Raw genomic sequence first — 21,505 nt, forward strand, 5'->3', positions numbered from 1 at the left:
TGGAATTTAATTATAAGAAAATTAACAAAGGAAGCAGTCTTGCTTTAGTAATTACAAAACTCATTCATAGAGAGTAAGATTCTTAATATAAAAAAATCCCAAATTCCAATTATGTCTGGAATTTGGGATTTTGTATTTTGAGATGTTAAAGTATTAATCTCTTCTAGATCTTCTTGGTCTTGGGCTGTCGCCAAAGTTTTCAGAACGTCTTGGAGCTCTTTCTGAAGAACCATTTTCGTTTCTTGGAGCAGAACTTCTAAAACCACCTTCTCTTCTTGGAGCAGATGAATTTCTGTCGCTTCTAAAACCACCTTCTCTAGATCCTCCGTCTCTTGAAGAATTTCTGTCGCTTCTAAATCCGCCTCCAGAACCTTCACGTCTTGGAGCAAAGTTTCCTTCTCTTCTTGGTCCAGAACTTCTTCCGCCGCCACGATTGTTGTGGTCGCGTCTTCCGCCTCCGTCATTTTTAGAGATCTCAACATTGATACGACGACCTTCTAATTGTACGTTGTTTAAAACATCCATTACTTTGTCAGTATGCTGTGGATCAGTGTTAAAGAAAGAGAAACCTTCTTTTACATCAACTTTAAAGATATCATCACGACCTAAATCTAATGTTTCTTTTAAGTAATCTTTTAATGACATCCAGTCAAAATTGTCTCTAGAACCGATGTTTACAAAATAACGAACTGCTCCGTTATTATTGAATTCTCTTGGTTCAGAATCTCCTCTTTCGCGTCTTTCTCCAGATTGAGCAGAAATATCTCTGTTCTTTTTGTAATAAGTAATGAAACGGTTAAATTCTACAGAAACCATTTTCTTAATCAATTCTTCTTTAGATAAATCTTCAAGAACATTGTTAATTGCTGGTAAATAGTTGTCAATTTCGTGATCAACCTCAGTATCTTTAATTTTATTTGCTAAGTGCAATAATTGGATTTCGCAGATTTCAATTCCAGATGGAATAGTTTTTTCTTCAAACTTTTGTTTGATGATTCTTTCGATAGAAGAAATTTTACGCAACTCACTTTTTGTAACAATTACAATAGAAGTTCCTAATTTTCCAGCTCTACCAGTACGACCAGAACGGTGGTTGTAAGTTTCAATTTCATCAGGTAATTGGTAGTTTACAACGTGTGTTACGTTATCAACGTCAATACCACGCGCAGCAACGTCAGTAGCAACAAGCATCTGAATTTGTCTTCCGCGGAAAGATTTCATTACACCATCACGCTGTGCTTGAGATAAATCTCCGTGTAAAGCAGCAGCACTGTATCCGTCTTCGATTAATTTTTCAGCAATAGCTTGTGTGTCTCTTTTTGTACGACAGAAAACTACAGAGAAAATATCTGGATTAGCATCAGCTAAACGTTTCAAAGCTTCATAACGGTCACGAGCATTTACTAAGTAAAATTCATGAGAAACTGTTGCAGAACCTGAGTTTTTGGCTCCAACAGTAATTTCAACTGGGTCACTCATGAATTGTTTTGCAATTCTAGCAACCTCTTGCGGCATAGTTGCAGAGAACAACCATGTACTTTTTTCGTCTGGAGTATCTGATAAAATAGATACGATATCCTCATAGAATCCCATGTTTAACATTTCGTCAGCCTCATCAAGAATACAGTAATCTATATTTTTAATGTTAACCAAACCTCTATTAATCATGTCTTGCATTCTTCCTGGAGTTGCAACGATAATCTGCGCTCCTCTTTTAATGTCTCTAGCTTGCTCTGTAATACTAGCCCCGCCGTAAACTGCTACCACATTAATACCTTTTTCGTATTTTGAGTAGTTTTTAAGTTCGTTGGTAATCTGTAAACAAAGTTCTCGTGTTGGCGATAAAACTAATGCTTGTGTGTTTCTGTTGTCAGCATCAATTTTTTGAATTAGCGGAAAACCGAAAGCTGCCGTTTTCCCTGTCCCTGTCTGAGCCAACGCAACCATATCTGTGTCTTTTTCCAATAATAGGGGAATCGCCTTTTCCTGTACCTCTGACGGATTTTCAAATCCTAGATCTAAAATCGCCTTCAGTAACGATTCATTCAATCCTAATTGTTCAAATTTATTCATATATGTATTTAAAATAGGGTGCAAAATTACTGTTAATTATTCAGATAAACTAATGGTAATTCAAGAATTATGTATTTGTTATGATTTGATTTTCAAAAAGTTACATTTTTATTAAAATGATTTTTAATAAAAAAATCAGAAAACACACAAAAAACACGTCATGGAATCTAAAATTTAGTCTTTAAAATGTTGTATTTGAAACAATTATTTTGCGGCACTCAGGAAATCAATTAGTTGCTGAACTGCTTTTCCGCGGTGGCCTATTTTATTTTTTACTTCTAATGGCAGTTGAGCGAAGGTTTCATCAAAATTTTCAGGTTTAAAAATAGGATCATATCCAAAACCATTTGTTCCCATTTTATCTGAGGTAATAGTTCCTTTGGCAATTCCGGTAAATAAATGTTGTTTTCCTCCAAGGTTTAAAGTAATAACGGTCTTGAACTGGGCGCTGCGATTTTCTTCATTTTTTAATGCCTCTAAAAGCTTATTCATATTGTCATCTGCATTTTTTTGTTCGCCAGCATATCGCGCAGAATAAACGCCAGGTTCGCCATTTAATGCGGTTACTTCTAAGCCAGTATCATCAGCAAAACAATCATAACCATATTTTTGAGTTACATAATCGGCTTTTAAAATAGCATTTCCTTCAATTGTTTCCGCAGTTTCAGGAATATCTTCAAGGCAGTTAATATCTTCTAGACTTAATATTTTAATGCTCTCAGGAACCATACTTTGTATTTCTGCGATTTTATTTTTGTTGTTTGAAGCGAAAACGAGTTTCATAGAATTATCTGTTTAAATGATTTCAACACAAATTTAGAATTCTTATATTTGATATGTTACCTAAAAAATAAAATAAATGCAGTTATCGGTTCTTTATAAAAAAATAATGCCTTTTGTAAAGCCTTACAGAAAAATGGTAATTGCTACTTTACTGCTTACGTTTTTAGGTTCATTTGCGGCTCAGGTAAATGCTTTAATTCTAAAATACACTGTCGATACCATCAATAATTTAATGGTCGCACACGAGCCGCTTTCTAAAGGCTTTCATTTATTAGGTATTATTAGTATTGTGTTGTTAATTAAAGAATTGGTTAATTCAGTTGTACAGTTTGGGCAAAAATTCTACGGAGAAAAACTCCGTATTTTTATAACCCGTGATATTTCTCAAACCATTGTTGAAAAAATCCTAAGTTATAGAATGGAATTTTATACTTCTGATGAAAATGAAAGCGGGAAACTTCAAACCAGAATCGATCTCGGTATTAGCAGTTTAACACGATTGGTCCAAAACTTTTTTATTGATATTCTGCCATTATTTGCAAATGCTTTTGTGGCATTGGTGATAATGTTTTATGCCAATGTCTATGTTGGTTTGGTGAGTTTGTGTATTATTCCGATTTATTTTTACATCAGTCAATTGCAGGCAACTAAATTAAGCGGATTTAGAAGACGAATGCGTAATTACCGCGAAACTAAAAACAACGGAATTATAAGTTTAATTGAATCTATTACGGTCATTAAATCTTTTGTTCGAGAATCGACAGAAGCAGAACGCCACGAAAAGATTCAATATGAAATGACCGAAAATCAATTAGCAACCAGAAAAACGAGTTTTATTTTTGAAAGCGTTAAAAGTTTTGTCGAGCAGATAGGAGTAGTGATTATCATTATATTGACAGCTTATTTTGTGTTGAACAACCAGATGACAATTGGCGCCATAATGTTTCATATTATGTTGTTTAATAATGTTTCGTCTCCGATTAGACAATTACACCGAATTTACGATGAAGTAAACGATGCTCTTATTTACTCTGAAGGCTTTTTTGATATTTTAGAATCAGAACAGGAAATAGAAACAACCGGAGATTTTATTCCAGATAAAATTAACGGATTAATAGAGGTTAATAATGTAGATTTTGTGTATCCAAACGGAACACAGGCGCTTTGTGATATTAATTTTACGGTAAAACCAAACGAGACCACAGCTTTGGTCGGATTGAGCGGCGCGGGAAAAAGTACTGTTATTAATTTGCTGGATAAATTTTACCAGCCTTCGGCTGGTCATATTTTTTTAGATGGAGTTGATTTAGCAGATTATAATACAGATTTCCTGCGTAAAAATATTGGCTTGGTGCTTCAGAAAAACCATATTTTTAAAGGTACAATCGCAGAGAATATTTTGTACGGAAAGCCAGAAGCATCAAAAGAGGAAATTATCGAAGCTGCCAAACAAGCCTATATTCACGAACAAGTAATTCAATTGCCAAAAGGATATGATTCTGATGCGCATTTACTTTCTGGCGGACAGCAGCAGCGAATTGCGATTGCGAGATTGTTTTTAAAAAATCCGCCCATAATTTTCTTAGATGAACCAACCGCGAGTTTAGATGCGATTGCAACAGAACAAATAAAAAAGTCTCTCGACGCCATAAAAAAAGATAGAACTGTAATTATAATTTCGCACAGTATTTCTCAAATTATTGATGCCTCAAATATTATAGTTTTAGAAAAAGGTAGATGTGTCGAAAAAGGAACTCATGATGAATTATATGATAATAAGGGAACGTATTATCAAATATTTATGGCGATGGCCAATAGTTTAAATATTGAAAAAATCACACAGACTTTTGACTGATATAATTTAAAACTATTTTTTCGACAAGAAAAGCATAGGCAATTCCGAAAGTATAAGCAAGAATATCAGTCCATAAAAATCCCTGGCCTAAAACATACCTTCCAAAAAGTGTCTTTCTAAGTTCAACAATCCATTCTGCTTGATACAATTGTAGAAACTCAATGCTGTAACAAATTAGGAGAGAAAGTAAAGCAATTAAAAAAGCCTTTTTAAGTGGAAGAAAAATTCGAACCAAAAAGTAAATCATAACTGCATACAAAAAATCGCCAATCCATAAGGGAATAAAAGAGATTTTTCTGGAAAGGATTCCAAGGAAAATAATGCTGAGGAAAATAATGAAGTAATAGACTCTGGATTTCAAGTTTAGTAATGCTTAGTTAGGAGCAAATTTATACTAAATCTTTTATTTCAAGATATTGAAGATTTTCTCTTTTCAAAGTTTAAAAACTTTGAAAAAGAGAAAAGAAGTGGACTTAAAGTACGTTTTTAGGGAACGAAAAATACAAATCCTCAATTGATTGACTTTATTTCATAAATTTATCAGTTCAATTAATTTACTACCAAAAATAGCCACATGAATTCAAAATTTTTTCCCCTGATTTTATCTTTATTTCTTTTCGGAAATCTAAGCTATTCTCAAAAAGACAAATCATTTAATATTCAAAAGCAATTAGAATATTGTGCAGCACAGGCTTCTAAAACTTTAAAAGTGATTCCGAATGACGGGACTTCTCCGAGAACAGTTCCTAACGGAAGTAAAGAATGGAAATTTGTTGACTATAAAGACTGGACAAGCGGATTTTGGCCTGGCGAATTATGGTTTTTGTATGAAGCGACAAAAGACAAAAAATGGGAAAAAGAAGCCGACAAATTCACCCGTTTTTTAACGCCTTTATCTGTAAGCAAAGCAAATGACCATGATTTAGGTTTTCAGGTTTTTAATAGTTTTGGAAACGGATATCGATTGACTAAAAATCCAGAGTACAAACAAATTATACTGAAAACAGCAGATACGCTGGCAACACTTTTTAATCCGAAAGTAGGAACAATCCAATCTTGGCCGCATAATAAAATGGGAGGTCATAATACGATTATTGACAATATGATGAATTTGGAACTTCTGTTTTGGGCTTCAAAAAATGGAGGAAACAAAAAACTTTATGATATTGCCGTTAAACACGCAGAAACTACAATGGCCAATCATTTTAGGCCAGACAATACTTCTTATCATGTTGTAATTTATGATTTTGAAACTGGGAAAAAGATCAAAGGCAGAACGGCTCAAGGTTACAGCGATGACAGTATGTGGGCGCGCGGACAGGCTTGGGCAATCTATGGATTTACAATGACTTATAGAGAAACTAAAGATCCTAAATTTTTAGATTTCGCATATAAATTAGCTCGTGTTTATTTGGATAAATTAACAACAGAAGATTTAATTCCGTACTGGGATTTCAATGCGCCCAATATTCCTAACGAACCTAGAGATGCTTCTGCGGCAGCAATTGTTTCTTCGGCGCTTTTAGAGTTGAGTTCTTATACAAAAGATAAAAATTTGAAAACAGAGTATTTGGCAAAAGCCAAAAAGATGATTGTTTCACTTTCAGAGCATTATCAAAGTCATGATGTTAATTCAGCATTTTTATTGCATTCAACAGGTCATAAACCTGCGGGAAGTGAAATAGATTGTTCTATAAATTACGCAGATTATTACTATCTTGAGGCATTATTAAGACTTCAAAAACTAAAATAAAATATCATGAAGAAAATAAGCCCAATTGTATTTGCAATAATGATGGTATTGATGCTTGCCAGCTGTAAAAATACCAAACAAAAACTTCAGGAATATGTTACGGAATATAATAAAACTGCGCCAAGCTTTAGAGCCGACCATGTAACATTAACAACAGCTCGAGGTTACCTAAACGATAATAAAATTGAACTGCGTTTTGAAACCGATTTAGAACAAAATGAGGCAAACAAATTAGCTACAGGAATCGCTTTTGTGAAATTAATAAAGAAACTTATTGCCAAAGATCAGATTCCGAGACAATTGATTGAAGAAGGAGTTCAGTTTGATGTTTACTTTTTAGCCAATGACAACACGGTTCTGGGAAAAGAAATCTTAAATAGCGAATCTCTTAAATATTTTTTGAAGTAAAAAATCAGTACTTTAAAAAGTTTAATTTCCTACATATGAAAGTCTCTTTAAATAACAAATTAAAGAGACTTTTTTATGATTAGACTTCAAATAAAGCAAAAAACAGCTTTTTGAATTCTTACATTTTTTTTGTTTTTAAAGGGTAATTAATTTGTATTCAATTAATTATCTAATGTATTTTGTTGATAAAACATTGTTTTTGTATCATAAATTAATTATGTTTGAGTTAAAAAAATAACTATAAAACCAATAATTTATGAAAAAAATTACCCAAATCGCATTCGCGCTCTCTTTTGCATTGTTTTTAGTTAGCTGTAAAAACACCAAGCAAAAAATTCAGGAACATGTAAGTACTTATAATAATTCTTCTTCTATAAAAGGAAACGGAATTACAAGTACAACAGCAAAAGCTTTTCTGAATGACAACAAAATCGAAATTAGAATTGAAACGAATTTAGAAGAGACGGATACCAACAGAATTGCCTACAAAGAATCATTTCCTGATTTATTAAAAGAAATGATTAAAAATGACCAGATTTCTACTGAGTTAGTTAATGAAGGAGTATCTTTTGATGTTTACTTCCTAGCTTATAATAATGCTATTTTGGCGCAGCAAGTAGTAGACAAACAAGAATTAGCGGTATTAGAAGGAACCGCAGAACCAAGTAAAGAAACTGCAAAATTGTAATTTAAATAATGGAATTAAAAAAAGCCTCTTTAGTATTTTAAAGAGGCTTTGTTATTTATGAGAATTGCGTAACGTTTTTCAAATTATCCGGGAAATACATATCGGATAAACTAGCAAATTCGTCACCGCGCATAAAAATATTAATATCCACATCGGCGAAACTTTTCTTTCCTGCCGCTGCTAAAAGTTCATTTGCAGAGTGCAGTGTATTTTTATGGAAATGATATACACGCTCAGATTTATCCGTCACAACCAAACCTTTCATCAGCATTTTGTTTTGAGTTGCCACTCCAGTTGGGCATTCATTATTATGGCAACGTAAAGCCTGAATACAGCCCAAAGAAAACATAAATCCTCTGGCGCTGTTACACATATCTGCTCCAAGTGCTACGGCATGTAGAATAGAATAACCAGAGATTATTTTTCCGCTACCAATAATTCGCATTTTATCACGAATTCCTAAACGAACCAGAGTTTTGTTCACGAAAATTAATGCTGGTTCAAAAGGCATTCCAACTCCATCTGCAAATTCAAGTGGTGCGGCGCCAGTACCGCCTTCTGCACCGTCAACTGTGATAAAGTCGGGGTAAATATCTTCGGCAATCATTTCTTGGCAGATAGCTTCAAACTCGGCTGTGTTTCCAATACACAATTTAAATCCGATTGGTTTTCCATTAGATAAATCACGTAATTGTTTGATGAAATGAATTAATCCTTTTGCATTAGAAAAAGCATGATGGCCTGGAGGCGATAGAATCATGGTATGCGGTACAACACCTCTAATCTTAGCAATTTGTTCGGTGTTTTTAGCAGCAGGAAGAACACCTCCGTGACCTGGTTTTGCACCTTGCGAAAGTTTAATTTCGATCATTTTTACATTCGGAAGATTCGCTTTTTCTGAGAATTTCTCAGGACTAAAATTTCCTTCTGCGTCACGGCATCCAAAGTATCCTGTGCCAATCTGCCAGGTAATATCGCCGCCGCCAGCAAGATGAAATTCTGTTAATCCTCCTTCGCCTGTATTTTGGTAGAAATTTCCTTTTTTAGCACCAATATTTATGGCACGAACTGCATGTTCGCTCAAAGAACCAAAACTCATAGCAGAAACATTAAATAAAGAAGCCGAATAAGGCTGTTTGCAATCTTTTCCACCAACTAATACTCGAGGTAATTCTTCGTTTACTTGTGCTGGGAAAATAGAATGTTTGATTCCTTCGTAGTTCTCAGTATTTAAGTTTAACTGCGTTCCAAAAGGAGTGCTAGAATCAATATTTTTAGCTCTTTGATAAACTAAAGAGCGCTGATTTCTAGAGAAAGGTTTTCCATCTGTAGATCTTTCAATAAAATACTGCTGAATCTCTGGTGCAATCATTTCAAATAAATATCTGAAATAACCCAGAACAGGGAAATTCCTTAAAATAGCATGTTTTTTTTGAGAAGCGTTATAAGCTCCAATAATCAATAAAATAGGAATAATAAAAACGAGTAAATAGCCTCGGCCGGTATAATAGTAAATTGCTGCAACAATTAGAAACAATAAGAATCCGTAAATAAAGAATTTCTTTCTCATGTTTTTAAAAAATTAAATAGGTAATAAATGCGGGTAATTAATTGAATCGTAAACGCACATAAACGTGTTTGATTCCTTTTTTGTCAGATTCTCTTTCATCAATCTCCAGAATATCTGTTAATGACTTCAACATTGGCGTAAGCTTAGAGTAGCCATAATTTCTAGGGTCAAATTCAGGTTTTTTCTTCACAACCAAGTTTCCTACATCTCCTAAAAATGCCCATCCGTCATCATCTTCAAGATCTTCGATTGTAGCTTCTATAAGTTCTATAGTTTGTTTGTCAACTTTATGGAGTGCTTTTTCAGCTGGTTTCTCAACTGGCTTTTTAGTGTCGGCAGCAGCATGAGTTTTTGGTTTTTTCTTCTGAATTGCACCGTCCAAAACTTCAATGTAGATAAATCTGTCGCAGGCAACAATAAACGAACTTGGAGTTTTCTTTTCGCCAATACCAATTACTTTCATTCCGGATTCTCGCAAACGAATTGCCAGACGCGTAAAATCGCTGTCACTCGAAACAATGCAGAAACCGTCTAACTTTCCTGAATATAAAAGATCCATAGCATCAATAATCAATGCTGAATCTGAAGAGTTTTTACCAACTGTATAACTATATTGCTGAATAGGAGTGATGGCATGTTCTAATAAAACACCTTTCCATCCGTTAGCATTTGGTTTTGTCCAATCGGCATAAATCCTTTTAGTGGTTGGAGTTCCCAGCTTTGCGATTTCTTCCATCATACCTTTTACATTGCTGTAAGGCACATTGTCCGCATCAATAAGAACAGCCAGTTTTAAATCTTTTGAGTTGCTTAAAGGCATTATTTCAATATTAGAAAATTAAGGATTCTCAAAGTTAAAATTAAAATTGGTTTTTATAAGAATCGAATGATGAATTAGTGATTTTATTAACACTAATTATTTTCATTATAAATAATGTTTGTAGAGTTAAAAATGAATTAAAGATACGGTTGTCTTTTGTTTTATGTCTATCTATATTTGTGTTGGTTTTAATTGAAAAATTCATGCTTTTAAAGAGTGTGAGCAGAGAATTAGAACTTTAATTTTATAAAGAATAAACCTTTAAAAGAACTCCGCTCGGAATAATATATTGAATACAAACAATAACATTTATAAATTATCTTAAAATGAATACAAAAACAAAATTTTCAATAATGATCCTAATGGGATTTTTAGTAATAACTTCTTGTGGAAAAAAAGAAACAACTCCAGCTGACCAGACTGAAAAAAGTGAATCATCAACAGAAGGAGAAGCGGCACCAGTAACATCAACAGAAGAAAATGTATTAATTATTGAAGGAAATGACCAAATGCAGTTCAACACAAATGAATTACATGCTGTTGCCGGAAAACCAATTAAATTGACTTTAAAGCATGTTGGAAAAATTCCAAAAGAGGCAATGGGACATAATTTAGTAATATTGAAAGAAGGAACAGATGAAGCTGCTTTTGCGCTTAAAGCGAATGATGCAGCGGCGACTGATTATATCCCTGAATCTGAAAAAGCTTCGATTATTGCTCACACTAAATTGTTAGGAGGCGGAGAAGAAGACACAATCGAATTTACAATTGATAAGAAAGGAACATACAAATATATTTGCTCTTTCCCTGGCCATGTGGCTATGATGAAAGGTGTACTAATTGTAGAGTAAGCTATTCCTGAATCTTTTTACGGAATTAGTTCTTATGAAATCTGTATAAGTGATTTTGAGGTTAAATCTTGTTAAAATCTTACCGCAGAAAATTTTAAATAAAAATAAATGACACTCTGAATTTTAGAATAATAATGATTATTTTTGCTCGCTGATTAAGTTAAAAAAATTACTACACTATATTATGGTAAAAGATTTATTCGAAAGAATTCAGGACAATAAGGGACCTTTAGGAAAATGGGCTTCTCAAGCAGAGGGCTATTATGTTTTCCCAAAGTTAGAAGGAGAGTTGGGTCCTAGAATGACATTTCATGGAAAAAATATTTTAAACTGGAGTTTAAATGATTATTTAGGTCTAGCAAATCATCCAGAAGTTCGTAAGGCAGATACAGATGCAGCAGCTCAGTTTGGTGCGGCTTATCCGATGGGAGCTCGTATGATGTCTGGACACACTACGTACCACGAACAATTAGAAAATGAATTGGCTGCTTTTGTAATGAAAGAATCTGCTTATTTATTGAATTTTGGTTACCAAGGAATGGTTTCTATCATTGATGCTTTGGTTACTAAAAATGATATCATTGTTTATGACGTTGATTCACATGCTTGTATCATTGATGGTGTTCGTTTGCACATGGGTAAGCGTTTCACATACAAACACAATGATCTTGAAAGTATGGAGAAAAACTTGCAGCGTGCTACTAAAATGGCCGAAGAAACAGGCGGAGGTATTTTATTTATTACCGAAGGTGTTTTTGGAATGCGTGGACAGCAAGGAAAACTAAAAGAAATTGTTGCCTTAAAGCAAAAATACAATTTCCGTTTATTGGTAGATGATGCACACGGTTTTGGTACACTTGGTAAAACAGGTGCTGGAGCAGGTGAGGAGCAGGGAGTTCAAGACGATATTGATGTTTACTTCTCTACTTTTGCAAAATCTATGGCTAATATCGGTGCTTTTGTAGCGGCTGATAAAACAGTTATTGATTATTTAAAATACAATTTACGTTCTCAAATGTTTGCAAAAGCGTTACCAATGATCCAGACACTTGGTTCTTTGAAACGTTTAGAATTATTGCGTAATTCTTCTGAAATTAAAGATAAACTTTGGGAAAATGTAAATGCATTACAAAGCGGTCTTAAAGAAAAAGGATTTAATATTGGAGATACAAACACTTGTATTACACCAGTTTACCTAGAAGGAAGTATTCCTGAAGCAATGGTAATGGTAAACGATTTAAGAGAAAACTACGGTATTTTCCTCTCTATTGTTGTTTATCCAGTTATTCCAAAAGGAATTATTTTGTTAAGAATGATTCCAACAGCTTCTCATACACTTGCTGATATTGAAGAAACGTTAACTGCTTTCGAAGCAATTCGTGAGAAATTGGTAAACGGAACTTATAAAGAAATTGCTGAACGTACGACTGTAGACGTTTCGTAATTACCAGAAATAGAATTTCCTTAGGTGGGAATTATGTAAAAAATCCATTCGTTATGCGAATGGATTTTTTTTATTTTAAGGTAACTTTATATCATAATCACAAAATAAAAATAACAATTATGAAAAAAGTATTAATACTAACAACCCTTATTTTGACGGTTCTTGTATCTTGTAAAAAAGAAACTACAACGACAGAGCCAGTACAAATAGCACCAAGCCCGCCAAAAGAAGCAGAGATTGTAGAACCAGCTGGTGATCAATGCTATGCGTGGAGAGCTAATGGAAGTATTATTGAAATGAGTTTTAATGTAAACTCACATCAAGAAGTAAACGGGAAACTAAGCTACAACTTAGTAGGAAAAGATAAAAATGAAGGAACATTGATAGGTAATATGAAAGGCGATACTTTAATTGCCGATTATACCTTTAGTTCTGAAGGAGTTTCATCTGTTAGAGAGGTTGCTTTTTTACAAAAAGATGGTGCTTTTATTGAAGGATACGGCGATGTAATAACAGCAAACGATAAAGTTTCTTTTAAAGATAAATCAAAATTAAAATTTGACGCAAAAAATACATTGACAAAAGTAGATTGTAAAGTAGAGTAAGTAAACAAGAGTGCTTTAATGTAAAAATCCATTCGTTTGGGGGCGAATGGATTTTTTTTATTGTAATTAGGATTAGTCTTTAGTCTTAAGTTTGTCTATATAATCGCTCGAATTTCCGTTCCAATAACACTTTGAGCAACGATGATTATTAAATTCGTGTTTACAATTTTTATAACCATACAATTGATGAGCACATTCAGGACATAAATTCTTCATTTGAGATGATTTTTCGTAAAATTCACTTTTACATTCTTCACAAATTTTTATTGAATACTTATCTAAAACCATATTGTGCTAAACTGAACACTTAAAACTGCGACTGAAAACTAATTAAAGATTCTTCAAATAAGTCTTTCTCTGACAGTGAATAACTGGATCAAAGTTTTTCCAAAGCAAATGAATCGCATTGTTCTCTAATAACTCTGGAGTTCTAATACAATTACGAATTCCTTTTTCTGAAAATGTTTTATAATATTCATCAAAAATAATTGCCGTTACCCCCTTGTTTTGATAATCAGGATGAACTCCGATTAGGTAAAAAACAACATCTTTACTATGCTTTTTGGCTTTCAATAATTGTAAAAAACCAAACGGAAATAATTTACCTTTTATTTTTTGTAACGCTTCTGTAAAACTTGGCATTACAATACTAAAGGCCACTAAATTGTCATCTTTGTCAACAACGAATTTGATATATTCCGGATTGATAAAACTGATATATTTCTTTTTAAAATATTCTTTTTGAACGTCTGAAATTGCTACAAACGATGCAAGGTTGGCATATGTTTCATTAAACAAATCAAACATTTTGTCTACGTGAGGCATAATGTCTTTTGTCTTAGTAAAATTAAGTGCTCGCAGTTCGTAACGTTTTTTAATTAAAGCCTGTGCTTTTAAGAAAAACTCCGGTTTTACATTCGAAAAAGGAAATATACTCTCGATATATTGTTTCTCAACTTGAAAACCTAATTGCTCTAAATGAGTTACATAATAAGGATGATTGTACCAGGTAATCATTGTTCCTACTTGATCGTAACCTTCTGTCAGAAGGCCAACCTTGTCGAGATTAGAAAACCCCATTGGGCCTTCTGCATGTTCTAAATTATGACTTCTTCCTAATTCAAAAACCTTTTCAAGCAAAGCTTTTGTTACTTCAATATCATCAATTACATCAAACCAGCCGAAACGTACTTTTCTCTTATGCTGATTGTTAACTTCAGACCAATTGATAATAGCAGTGATACGACCAACAATTTTATTGTCTTTGTAAGCCAAATAAAAATAAGCTTCAGCATTGTCAAAAGCTGGATTTTTGGTTTTATCAAAAGATTCCAATTCGTCTGCAATAATTGGTGGTACCCAATACGGATTATCCTTGTATAATGAGAAAGGAAATTTAATGTATTCGGTTAATTCTTTTTTGCTTTTGGCTTCTTTAATTGTAATCATTCAAGTGGTATTGAGAGTCTCTTTTAGTGAGTTGTGTTATTATTTTATTCGTATTTAGCTTTACGTCTTCTTTCTTTTTCTTGGTAATCCACATTTTTTTCATTTTCAGGATTCTTCTTTGCTTTTTCCTGAGCTTTATTTAATGCTTGTTTATCTTTGTACCATCCATCATAACGCCATGATATTCCCACTCCTCCATATAAAACAGACGGTGTATTCTTAAAGTTAGTACTTATAGAGGCATCAACCTGCATGTTTGGAGAAAGAAGATAAGCAGCTCCGCCTCGAACAATTGCATCGCTGTAAAAATCACTTTTATAGCCTTGATTTTCAACAAAACCAGACCATTTTTCGTTAAATCCGTGTGTCAAAGTTAATACATATCCATAACTTGGATAATCAGTTCCAATATAATCAGCAATAATATTGGTTACAAAAACCCATTTTCCTCCTCCAAATAAGTTTTGGGTAATCAAAGAAACTTTTGGGGAAATCGCTCCATCAGGAGAGAAATAATATGGATTATCAGCCCCAACAAAATTTGCTCCTGCAAATATAGAAACTGCCGGGATTAACTCACGCCAATTAAAACTATGATTGGCTTTATAGCTGTAGATGTTTACTTCTCTTTTATTTTTGTAAGGATCGTAAATAAGATATTTGGCACCTAAGACAGTCTGCCTGAAATTATTTTTTTTGTAGCTGGTAAATGGAGTGTCAAAATTTTCCATTTGATATTGAACATCAAGAACAAATTCTAATTGTTCAAAAAAAGCACCGTATCTAAGAGAAAAGTCGGTTCCAAAACCGCTGGCATCATAATTTAATAGATCATGTTTTTCCTTGATGCCGTAAACTCCTAATTCGGCTTGGATTACTGATTTTCCAACACCGTATGCGGACATAGTTTCGCCTGGGCGATTTGAGTTGATGACATCAGTATATTGTGCAAAAAACAATTGTGGAATAAAAAAAAGTACCGGGGCAAGTAAGTTTTTAATTTTGAACATATAATTTTTTTTGGATTAAAATATAATAACGCATATCAAATGTACATATTTTATTATTTATTTAAGATTCATATTTTATTTTTAAACAACGGATTTATTAATTTTGGAAAAAATTTTACAGTTATGCAAGAAGCATCATTTTCAGGTTTAAGATTAATTATTGGCATTATTGCCTTTTATTACATTTTTAAATTCTTAGCTAGAATCTTTTTACCAGTATTGGTAAAAAAGGCTGTTGAAAACGCAAGTCAAAATTTTCAGAGACAACAGCAATATCAAAGCAATACTTGGCAGAATAATAATAACAATACTAAAGACGAAATAATTATTAATACTGCAAATGCTAAAAACCCGCGTGAAACCAAAAAAGTGGGAGAGTATGTTGATTACGAAGAAATAGATTAGATTTGTGTCCTGAAAATTTAGGATCATTTTAACCCAAACCAGCCAAAATTGAAAATAGTAAATAAGTTCTATCCGCACGCCCTTGTTGTACTGGGCTTTATCCTTGTATCATTAATTTATTTTTATCCAGTTCTGCAAGGAAAACAAATTTTCCAATCTGATATTGCTCAATATACCGGAATGGCAAAGGAGCAAAATGACTTTAGAGCTGTGGAAAATGCTGAACCTTATTGGACAAATTCAGCTTTTGGTGGTATGCCTACTTATCAGCTTGGAGCAAATTATCCAAATGATTTTGTTGGAAAGATAGATGATGTACTGCGTTTTCTGCCACGTCCTGCAGATTATTTATTTTTATATTTTCTTGGTTTTTATGGTTTGTTATTGGTTTTAAAAACCGATCCTTTAAAAGCTTTTATTGGAGCCATTGCGTTTGGTTTTTCTACGTATTTAATCATTATTTTAGGAGTTGGACACAATGCTAAAGCTCACGCTATTGCGTATATGCCTTTGGTAATTGCTGGTTTTACACTCGTCTTTCAGAAAAAATATGTCTGGGGAGGTTTGCTCACCATGTTTGCAGTGGCATTAGAAATTAATGCCAACCACTTCCAAATGACCTATTATTTATTGATTTTCTTATTGATACTTTCAGGTTATTTTGCTTTTGATTTCATAAAAAATAAAGAATATAAGCCGCTTTTAATTTCAATTGCTACTTTGATTGTTGCGGGGATTATTGCAATTGGAGCCAATGCAGGAAATTTATTAGCAACTAGCGAATACGCAAAATACAGTATCAGAGATAAAAGTGAGTTGACTTTTAATCCAGACGGATCTAAAAACGAAACCACTGCGTCAATGACAACGGATTATATTACAGAATATAGTTATGGTATTGCGGAAAGTTTGAATTTAATTGCTCCTCGTATTTTTGGAGGTTCAAGCCATGAAAATGTCGGTACAGACAGCCGCATGTATGAATTCATGCTGGAAAAAGGCGTACCAGCCAGTCAAGCACAAGATTTTGTTTCAGCAATGCCTACTTACTGGGGCGATCAGCCAATAGTTTCTGCACCAGCCTATATTGGAGCAGTAGTGTTCTTTTTGGCAGTTTTAGCGTTGTTTATTGACGAACGAAAAATCAAATACGTGTTTTTAGCAGGAGCTTTATTTACACTCGTACTTTCTTGGGGAAAAAATTTCTCATTACTGACAAATTTTTTCATAGAGTATGTTCCAATGTACGATAAGTTTAGAGCTGTTTCTTCTATTCAAGTCATATTAGAGCTGTGTTTTCCTGTTTTGGCTGTTATGGGATTACAATCCTTTTTTAAAGCTAAAGATGAACCGAAATTGCAACAAAAAGCATTAGTTCAAACAGGAGTTTTTGGTTTAGGAATTCTAGTTATTTTGCTAATTGCTAAAGGTTTTTTCCATTTTACTGGAGCAAGCGACCAATATTTCTTAGAAAGCTACGGACCAGAATTTGTTGATGCGCTGAAAGAAGACAGAATGACAATGTATTACGCAGATTTATTAAGATCTGGATTTTTAATCGTAGTTACTTTTGTAATTCTTTGGATGTTTATTAAAAATAAATTTTCACAGACAACAACTTTAATAATAGTTGGAATTGTGATGGTTTTCGATTTGTTTTTTGTGGACAAAAAATATGTTTCGGCTAAAGATTTTGTTAGCCCAGTTCAAATTGCTGCGCCTTTTCAAGAAACACCTGCCGATTCTCAAATTTTAAAAGATACATCAATTTACCGTGTGTTTGATCTTCAAGGGCAATTACAAGGAAGATCTTCATATTTCCATAAAACAATTGGAGGATACAGTGCCGTAAGACCTAGGAGAATGCAGCAGTTGTATGATTACCAAATTGCTAAAAATAATTTAGAAGTGCTTAATATGCTAAATGTTAAGTATGTAATTCAAGTGGATAAAGAAGGAAACCAGATTCCGACTCAAAATCCAGATGCTAACGGAAACGCTTGGTTTGTAGGTTCTGTAAAATTGGTAAACAAACCAGACGATGTTATGAAAGCGCTAAATAGTTTAAATACTAAAAAAGTAGCAGTTTTTAATGTTCATGAACACGAAGGTAAATTTAAAAATGCTCGTTTAAAGAAAGCTTGGGATACAACAGGAACAATAAAAGTAGTTACCTATAAGCCAAATTACATCAAATACAAATCTGAAAATAAAGGAGATGGTTTAGCTGTATTCTCTGAGATGTACTATAAAAATGGCTGGAATGCTTATGTAGATGGTAAATTGACAGATCATTTTCCTGTAGATTATGTTTTAAGAGCAATGGAAATTCCTCAAGGAAAACATACTATAGAGTTTAAATTTGAACCTCAAGTTATTAAAACTGGAGGAACAATTACTTTGATTAGTTCAATTGGAATGTTACTGCTTTTAGCTGGAGGAATTTATTTTGAAAAATTTCGTAAAGATTCAAAAAGTAATAGCGGAGATACTCAAAAATAATTTAAAATCTTTGTGACACTTAGCGAATACTTTGTGAATCTCTGTGGAACTGAATAAATCCTAAATGGAACAAAAAAAGCTCTTAATAATTACCTATTACTTTCCGCCCGCTGGTGGACCTGGTGTGCAACGCTGGTTGAAATTTGTGAAATATTTACCAGAATTTGATGTGCAGCCAATAGTTTATGTTCCAGAAAACCCTACATATCCAATTGTTGACGAAGGTTTGGTCAGTGAAATATCAGACAAAGTAATTGTTCTAAAGAATAAAATATGGGAGCCATACCAATTGGCTTCTGTTTTTTCAAAAAATAAAACTAAAAAAATTAGTTCTGGTATCTTTCCGCAAAAGAAAAAACAGACATTTTTAGATAAGACCTTTCTCTGGGTTCGAGGAAATCTTTTTATTCCAGATGCCCGCGTTTTTTGGGTAAAACCATCAGTGTCTTATCTTGAAAAATACATTCAGGAGAATAATATCGATACCATTGTAACTTCTGGTCCGCCACATAGTTTACATTTAATTGGTTTAGAATTACAGCAGAAATTAAAAGTAAAATGGTTTGCCGATTTTCGTGATCCCTGGACAACGATTGGTTATCATAAAGCCCTTCGTTTATCTTCTTACGCTGAAAAAAAGCATAAAAGTTTAGAGCATAAAGTCCTTAATTCTGCTGATGAAATTATTGTAACAAGCAAAACCACAAAAACAGAGTTTGAGGCTATTACCAACAAGCCAATTACAGTAATTACAAATGGTTATGATGTCGAAACTGTCGAAAAACAGAATTTAGATAGTAAATTTAGTTTAGCTCATATAGGTTCTTTTTTATCAGACAGAAATCCGCCATTTTTGTGGGAGGTTTTGGTTGAGTTGTTAAAAGAAGTTCCAGAGTTTAAATCACATTTAGAAATCAAACTTATTGGTGCGGTAAGCCAGGAAGTGCTAGACGCAATAAAAGACCGTCAATTAAATGATTATTTAAATTTACTGGGTTATGTCTCGCATCAGGAAGCAGTTGCACATCAAAGAAAATCTCAGGTTTTACTTTTAATAGAGATTAATTCTGAAGATACTAAAAGCATTATTCCGGGAAAATTATTCGAATACATGGTTTCAAATCGTCCAATTATCGCTATCGGACCGCAAGGTTCTGACTTTGCAGATATTGTGACGCAGACCAATACAGGAGTATTTTTTGATTATTCTGAAAAAGCGAAGTTAAAAAGTGTAATTTTGGACTTTTTTAATCAGTTTTTGGAAGGGAAATTGCAAGCACACGGAATTGGTTTACAGCAATATTCCAGAAAAAATTTAACCAAACAGTTAGCACAGCTGATTAGTAAATCATAGATTGTAAAAATCTAAAATCTATAAATCTAAATTCAGAAATCCAAACATGGGTATTGTCTTAAATCAGTCTTTTAAAAATACTGTAATTACATATATTGGCTTTGGCATCGGAGCCATTAATACACTTTATTTATATCCAATTTTCCTTGGGGCAACCTTTTATGGTTTAACTAACTATATAACTTCAAGTGCAAATGTTATAATGCCTTTGTTTGCTATTGGAATGCAAAATACATTAGTAAAGTTTTATTCTCAATACAAAACCGAGGAAGAAAAATCTCAATTTTTATCTTTTACGGTTTTGTTTCCGATTCTATTAATAATTCCGCTCTTATTAATTGGACTTTGTTTCTATGATGAAATTTTGTTCTTTTTGTCAAAAAAGAATGCAATTGTAAAAACTTACGTATGGTTGATCCCGTTTATCGGATTGACTATGGCGTATTTCGAAATTTTTTATGCTTGGGCACGTGTTCATATGCATTCTGTTTTTGGAAATTTTATTAAGGAAATTGGTTTACGATTGTTTTCCTTATTCTTATTGATAGCGGTTTACTATAATGTACTCAGTGTTGAAGGATTTGTATATGCAACTGCAGTATTATATTTATTAGCATTTTTAGTTACCATGTTTTATGCTTTTAGTGTAAAAAAACCGCATTTTCAGATTGCTAGACCAAAAAACACAAAAGATATACTCGTCTATACATTTTATATTATTTTGTCGGGAAGTGTCGCTAATTTACTATTAGACGGAGATAAAATGATATTGAATCAATATATGATTATCGATAACATTGCATTTTATTCTGTGGCAACTTACATTGCTTTGGTAATTTCGGTTCCAAGCCGTGCGATGCACCAAATCGTTTATCCAATTACGGCTAAATTGATGCACGAAAACAAACACGATGAATTAAACCAGCTTTATAAAAAGACATCTATAAATCTGCAAATGGTCGGCGGATTTGTAATGCTATGTATTTTTGTTAATATTAATCAATTGTACGAATTAGTTCCAAAGGAATACAGCGGCGGAATTGCAGTTGTATTTATGATTGGTCTTTCAAAATATTTTGATTTGATTTTAGGAAACAATAATGCCATCATATTCAATACAAAATATTACAGAATGGTTTTATATTTAGGATTAATGTTGGTTGTTCTGACCATAGTTTTAAATATGATTTTTATTCCTATTTTCGGAATTTTCGGTTCTGCTTTTGCAACCCTTTTGTCTATTACTTTATATAGCTTAGCAAAACTACTTTTTGTGGTTAAAAAACTTCATCTTTATCCTTTTACCAAAGAGACAATTTATTCGATACTTTTAACTTTCGCATTGTTTTTAGTATTTTATTTCTGGGAGTTTCCTTTTTTCCAGTTAATAAGCATTGCCCTAAAATCTATTTTGGTAACGATTGTATATGTGTATCTGAATTATAAATTTAAAATCTCTCCAGATATCAATAATGTAATTGATACAATTTTTAAAAAGATAGGAATTAAAATCTAATACCATTTTTATATTGATTTTATCAAAGAATAAGAGGTCGTCTTAATGATTAATATCAGTATATTCTTTCTTTTTTGTTTTTGGATAGAAAAAATCAGATGCTTCATATCATTTCCTTCTATAAAGGCATTTCACGAATGTAAGACCTCATGTAAAGGATTATGAAATAAATTCTTACTTCATTGTTTTTGATGCATAAAGTTAATTAATTGAAAACGAGTGATTAATTTTTAAATTTTAACACTTGAATATTTTGTAATTAATTTAATAAAAATTAACTTTATCATGAAAGTTTAGCATTACTTTCATGCAATTGCAGTTTTTTTTCTAACAAAATGATGAAATGTAGGTATTTTTTTATTTTTTTAGAATTCAATAATTTTGCAAGAAATTACAAATAAAGTATTAGAATTAATTGT

18 protein-coding genes are annotated in these 21,505 nt (G+C 32.8%); 11 read left to right on the forward strand and 7 right to left on the reverse strand.

The features are described 5' to 3' along the window. Positions 1-153: 153 nt before the first annotated feature. Both QMG60_RS11440 and QMG60_RS11445 read right to left on the reverse strand, forming a co-directional pair. Positions 154-2,073: a DEAD/DEAH box helicase gene (locus QMG60_RS11440; protein WP_057118804.1), complete on the reverse strand. Its 1,920-nt coding sequence runs from the start codon at positions 2,071-2,073 to the stop codon at positions 154-156. A gap of 204 nt (positions 2,074-2,277) precedes the next feature. Continuing rightward, positions 2,278-2,856, reverse strand: coding sequence for a non-canonical purine NTP diphosphatase (locus tag QMG60_RS11445; protein WP_281867904.1), 579 nt, complete (start codon positions 2,854-2,856; stop codon positions 2,278-2,280). A 76-nt stretch (positions 2,857-2,932) separates the two neighbouring features. Between QMG60_RS11445 and QMG60_RS11450 the strand changes: the two genes are divergently transcribed. Continuing rightward, positions 2,933-4,711 carry an ABC transporter ATP-binding protein gene (locus QMG60_RS11450; RefSeq protein ID WP_281867905.1) on the forward strand — a complete coding sequence of 593 codons (1,779 nt, stop codon included), beginning with the start codon at positions 2,933-2,935 and terminating at the stop codon, positions 4,709-4,711. On the opposite strand, the gene QMG60_RS11455 is transcribed toward QMG60_RS11450, so the two are convergent. Then, entirely contained in the window at positions 4,692-5,072 is a 381-nt protein-coding gene (locus QMG60_RS11455; RefSeq protein WP_281867906.1) for a DUF2809 domain-containing protein, read from the reverse strand. The two genes, QMG60_RS11450 and QMG60_RS11455, sit on opposite strands and share 20 nt — an antisense overlap. 213 nt (positions 5,073-5,285) lie before the next feature. Between QMG60_RS11455 and QMG60_RS11460 the strand changes: the two genes are divergently transcribed. From QMG60_RS11460 to QMG60_RS11470, 3 genes are all read left to right on the forward strand, one after another. After that, positions 5,286-6,464 carry a glycoside hydrolase family 88 protein gene (locus tag QMG60_RS11460; RefSeq protein WP_281867907.1) on the forward strand — a complete coding sequence of 393 codons (1,179 nt, stop codon included), beginning with the start codon at positions 5,286-5,288 and terminating at the stop codon, positions 6,462-6,464. Positions 6,465-6,470: 6 nt separating this feature from the next. Then, positions 6,471-6,872, forward strand: a complete 402-nt coding sequence (locus QMG60_RS11465) for a hypothetical protein (protein WP_281867908.1) — start codon at positions 6,471-6,473, stop codon at positions 6,870-6,872. Between the two features lie 256 nt (positions 6,873-7,128). Then, complete coding sequence (locus QMG60_RS11470) at positions 7,129-7,560, forward strand: hypothetical protein (protein ID WP_281867909.1); 432 nt, start codon at positions 7,129-7,131, stop codon at positions 7,558-7,560. A 55-nt stretch (positions 7,561-7,615) separates the two neighbouring features. Here the strand turns inward: QMG60_RS11470 and QMG60_RS11475 are convergent, their stop codons facing one another. Then, positions 7,616-9,130 carry an FMN-binding glutamate synthase family protein gene (locus QMG60_RS11475; RefSeq protein ID WP_281867910.1) on the reverse strand — a complete coding sequence of 505 codons (1,515 nt, stop codon included), beginning with the start codon at positions 9,128-9,130 and terminating at the stop codon, positions 7,616-7,618. Positions 9,131-9,167: 37 nt separating this feature from the next. Beyond that, the gene (locus QMG60_RS11480; protein WP_281867911.1) at positions 9,168-9,950 is read right to left on the reverse strand and encodes an NYN domain-containing protein; all 783 of its coding nucleotides are present in this window, start codon (positions 9,948-9,950) and stop codon (positions 9,168-9,170) included. Positions 9,951-10,276: 326 nt separating this feature from the next. Between QMG60_RS11480 and azu the strand changes: the two genes are divergently transcribed. The 3 genes from azu (at position 10,277) to QMG60_RS11495 (ending at position 12,850) form a co-directional block, all read left to right on the forward strand. Further along, a complete protein-coding gene (gene azu, locus QMG60_RS11485; protein WP_281867912.1) occupies positions 10,277-10,801 on the forward strand; it encodes an azurin in 525 nt (174 codons plus the stop codon). 184 nt (positions 10,802-10,985) lie between these two features. Then, complete coding sequence (locus QMG60_RS11490; RefSeq protein WP_057118783.1) at positions 10,986-12,245, forward strand: aminotransferase class I/II-fold pyridoxal phosphate-dependent enzyme; 1,260 nt, start codon at positions 10,986-10,988, stop codon at positions 12,243-12,245. A gap of 119 nt (positions 12,246-12,364) precedes the next feature. Beyond that, entirely contained in the window at positions 12,365-12,850 is a 486-nt protein-coding gene (locus QMG60_RS11495; RefSeq protein WP_281867913.1) for a hypothetical protein, read from the forward strand. A gap of 330 nt (positions 12,851-13,180) precedes the next feature. Here QMG60_RS11495 and QMG60_RS11500 read toward each other — a convergent pair whose 3' ends face one another. Both QMG60_RS11500 and QMG60_RS11505 read right to left on the reverse strand, forming a co-directional pair. Next, complete coding sequence (locus QMG60_RS11500) at positions 13,181-14,299, reverse strand: hypothetical protein (protein WP_057118779.1); 1,119 nt, start codon at positions 14,297-14,299, stop codon at positions 13,181-13,183. A gap of 44 nt (positions 14,300-14,343) precedes the next feature. Continuing rightward, positions 14,344-15,309: a transporter gene (locus tag QMG60_RS11505; protein ID WP_057118777.1), complete on the reverse strand. Its 966-nt coding sequence runs from the start codon at positions 15,307-15,309 to the stop codon at positions 14,344-14,346. 123 nt (positions 15,310-15,432) lie between these two features. On the opposite strand from QMG60_RS11505, the gene QMG60_RS11510 reads away from it, so the two are divergent. From QMG60_RS11510 to QMG60_RS11525, 4 genes are all read left to right on the forward strand, one after another. Further along, entirely contained in the window at positions 15,433-15,714 is a 282-nt protein-coding gene (locus tag QMG60_RS11510; RefSeq protein ID WP_057119860.1) for a DUF4834 family protein, read from the forward strand. Positions 15,715-15,762: 48 nt separating this feature from the next. Then, complete coding sequence (locus QMG60_RS11515) at positions 15,763-18,216, forward strand: YfhO family protein (RefSeq protein WP_281867914.1); 2,454 nt, start codon at positions 15,763-15,765, stop codon at positions 18,214-18,216. 64 nt (positions 18,217-18,280) lie between these two features. After that, positions 18,281-19,570, forward strand: coding sequence for a glycosyltransferase family 4 protein (locus QMG60_RS11520; RefSeq protein WP_281867915.1), 1,290 nt, complete (start codon positions 18,281-18,283; stop codon positions 19,568-19,570). A gap of 46 nt (positions 19,571-19,616) precedes the next feature. Then, the gene (locus QMG60_RS11525) at positions 19,617-21,086 is read left to right on the forward strand and encodes a polysaccharide biosynthesis C-terminal domain-containing protein (protein WP_057118768.1); all 1,470 of its coding nucleotides are present in this window, start codon (positions 19,617-19,619) and stop codon (positions 21,084-21,086) included. Positions 21,087-21,505 lie beyond the last annotated feature (419 nt).

The organism is Flavobacterium sp. GSB-24, from assembly GCF_027924665.1.
GTDB lineage: Bacteria > Bacteroidota > Bacteroidia > Flavobacteriales > Flavobacteriaceae > Flavobacterium.

What these genes read in the sequence shown, in the direction of transcription:
- QMG60_RS11440 (WP_057118804.1), bottom strand. Translation starts at nt 2,073, where the DNA reads ATGAATAAATTTGAACAATTAGGATTGAATGAATCGTTACTGAAGGCG.
- QMG60_RS11445 (WP_281867904.1), bottom strand. Translation starts at nt 2,856, where the DNA reads ATGAAACTCGTTTTCGCTTCAAACAACAAAAATAAAATCGCAGAAATA.
- QMG60_RS11450 (WP_281867905.1), top strand. Translation starts at nt 2,933, where the DNA reads ATGCAGTTATCGGTTCTTTATAAAAAAATAATGCCTTTTGTAAAGCCT.
- QMG60_RS11460 (WP_281867907.1), top strand. Translation starts at nt 5,286, where the DNA reads ATGAATTCAAAATTTTTTCCCCTGATTTTATCTTTATTTCTTTTCGGA.
- QMG60_RS11465 (WP_281867908.1), top strand. Translation starts at nt 6,471, where the DNA reads ATGAAGAAAATAAGCCCAATTGTATTTGCAATAATGATGGTATTGATG.
- QMG60_RS11470 (WP_281867909.1), top strand. Translation starts at nt 7,129, where the DNA reads ATGAAAAAAATTACCCAAATCGCATTCGCGCTCTCTTTTGCATTGTTT.
- QMG60_RS11475 (WP_281867910.1), bottom strand. Translation starts at nt 9,130, where the DNA reads ATGAGAAAGAAATTCTTTATTTACGGATTCTTATTGTTTCTAATTGTT.
- QMG60_RS11480 (WP_281867911.1), bottom strand. Translation starts at nt 9,950, where the DNA reads ATGCCTTTAAGCAACTCAAAAGATTTAAAACTGGCTGTTCTTATTGAT.
- azu (WP_281867912.1), top strand. Translation starts at nt 10,277, where the DNA reads ATGAATACAAAAACAAAATTTTCAATAATGATCCTAATGGGATTTTTA.
- QMG60_RS11490 (WP_057118783.1), top strand. Translation starts at nt 10,986, where the DNA reads ATGGTAAAAGATTTATTCGAAAGAATTCAGGACAATAAGGGACCTTTA.
- QMG60_RS11495 (WP_281867913.1), top strand. Translation starts at nt 12,365, where the DNA reads ATGAAAAAAGTATTAATACTAACAACCCTTATTTTGACGGTTCTTGTA.
- QMG60_RS11500 (WP_057118779.1), bottom strand. Translation starts at nt 14,299, where the DNA reads ATGATTACAATTAAAGAAGCCAAAAGCAAAAAAGAATTAACCGAATAC.
- QMG60_RS11505 (WP_057118777.1), bottom strand. Translation starts at nt 15,309, where the DNA reads ATGTTCAAAATTAAAAACTTACTTGCCCCGGTACTTTTTTTTATTCCA.
- QMG60_RS11510 (WP_057119860.1), top strand. Translation starts at nt 15,433, where the DNA reads ATGCAAGAAGCATCATTTTCAGGTTTAAGATTAATTATTGGCATTATT.
- QMG60_RS11520 (WP_281867915.1), top strand. Translation starts at nt 18,281, where the DNA reads ATGGAACAAAAAAAGCTCTTAATAATTACCTATTACTTTCCGCCCGCT.
- QMG60_RS11525 (WP_057118768.1), top strand. Translation starts at nt 19,617, where the DNA reads ATGGGTATTGTCTTAAATCAGTCTTTTAAAAATACTGTAATTACATAT.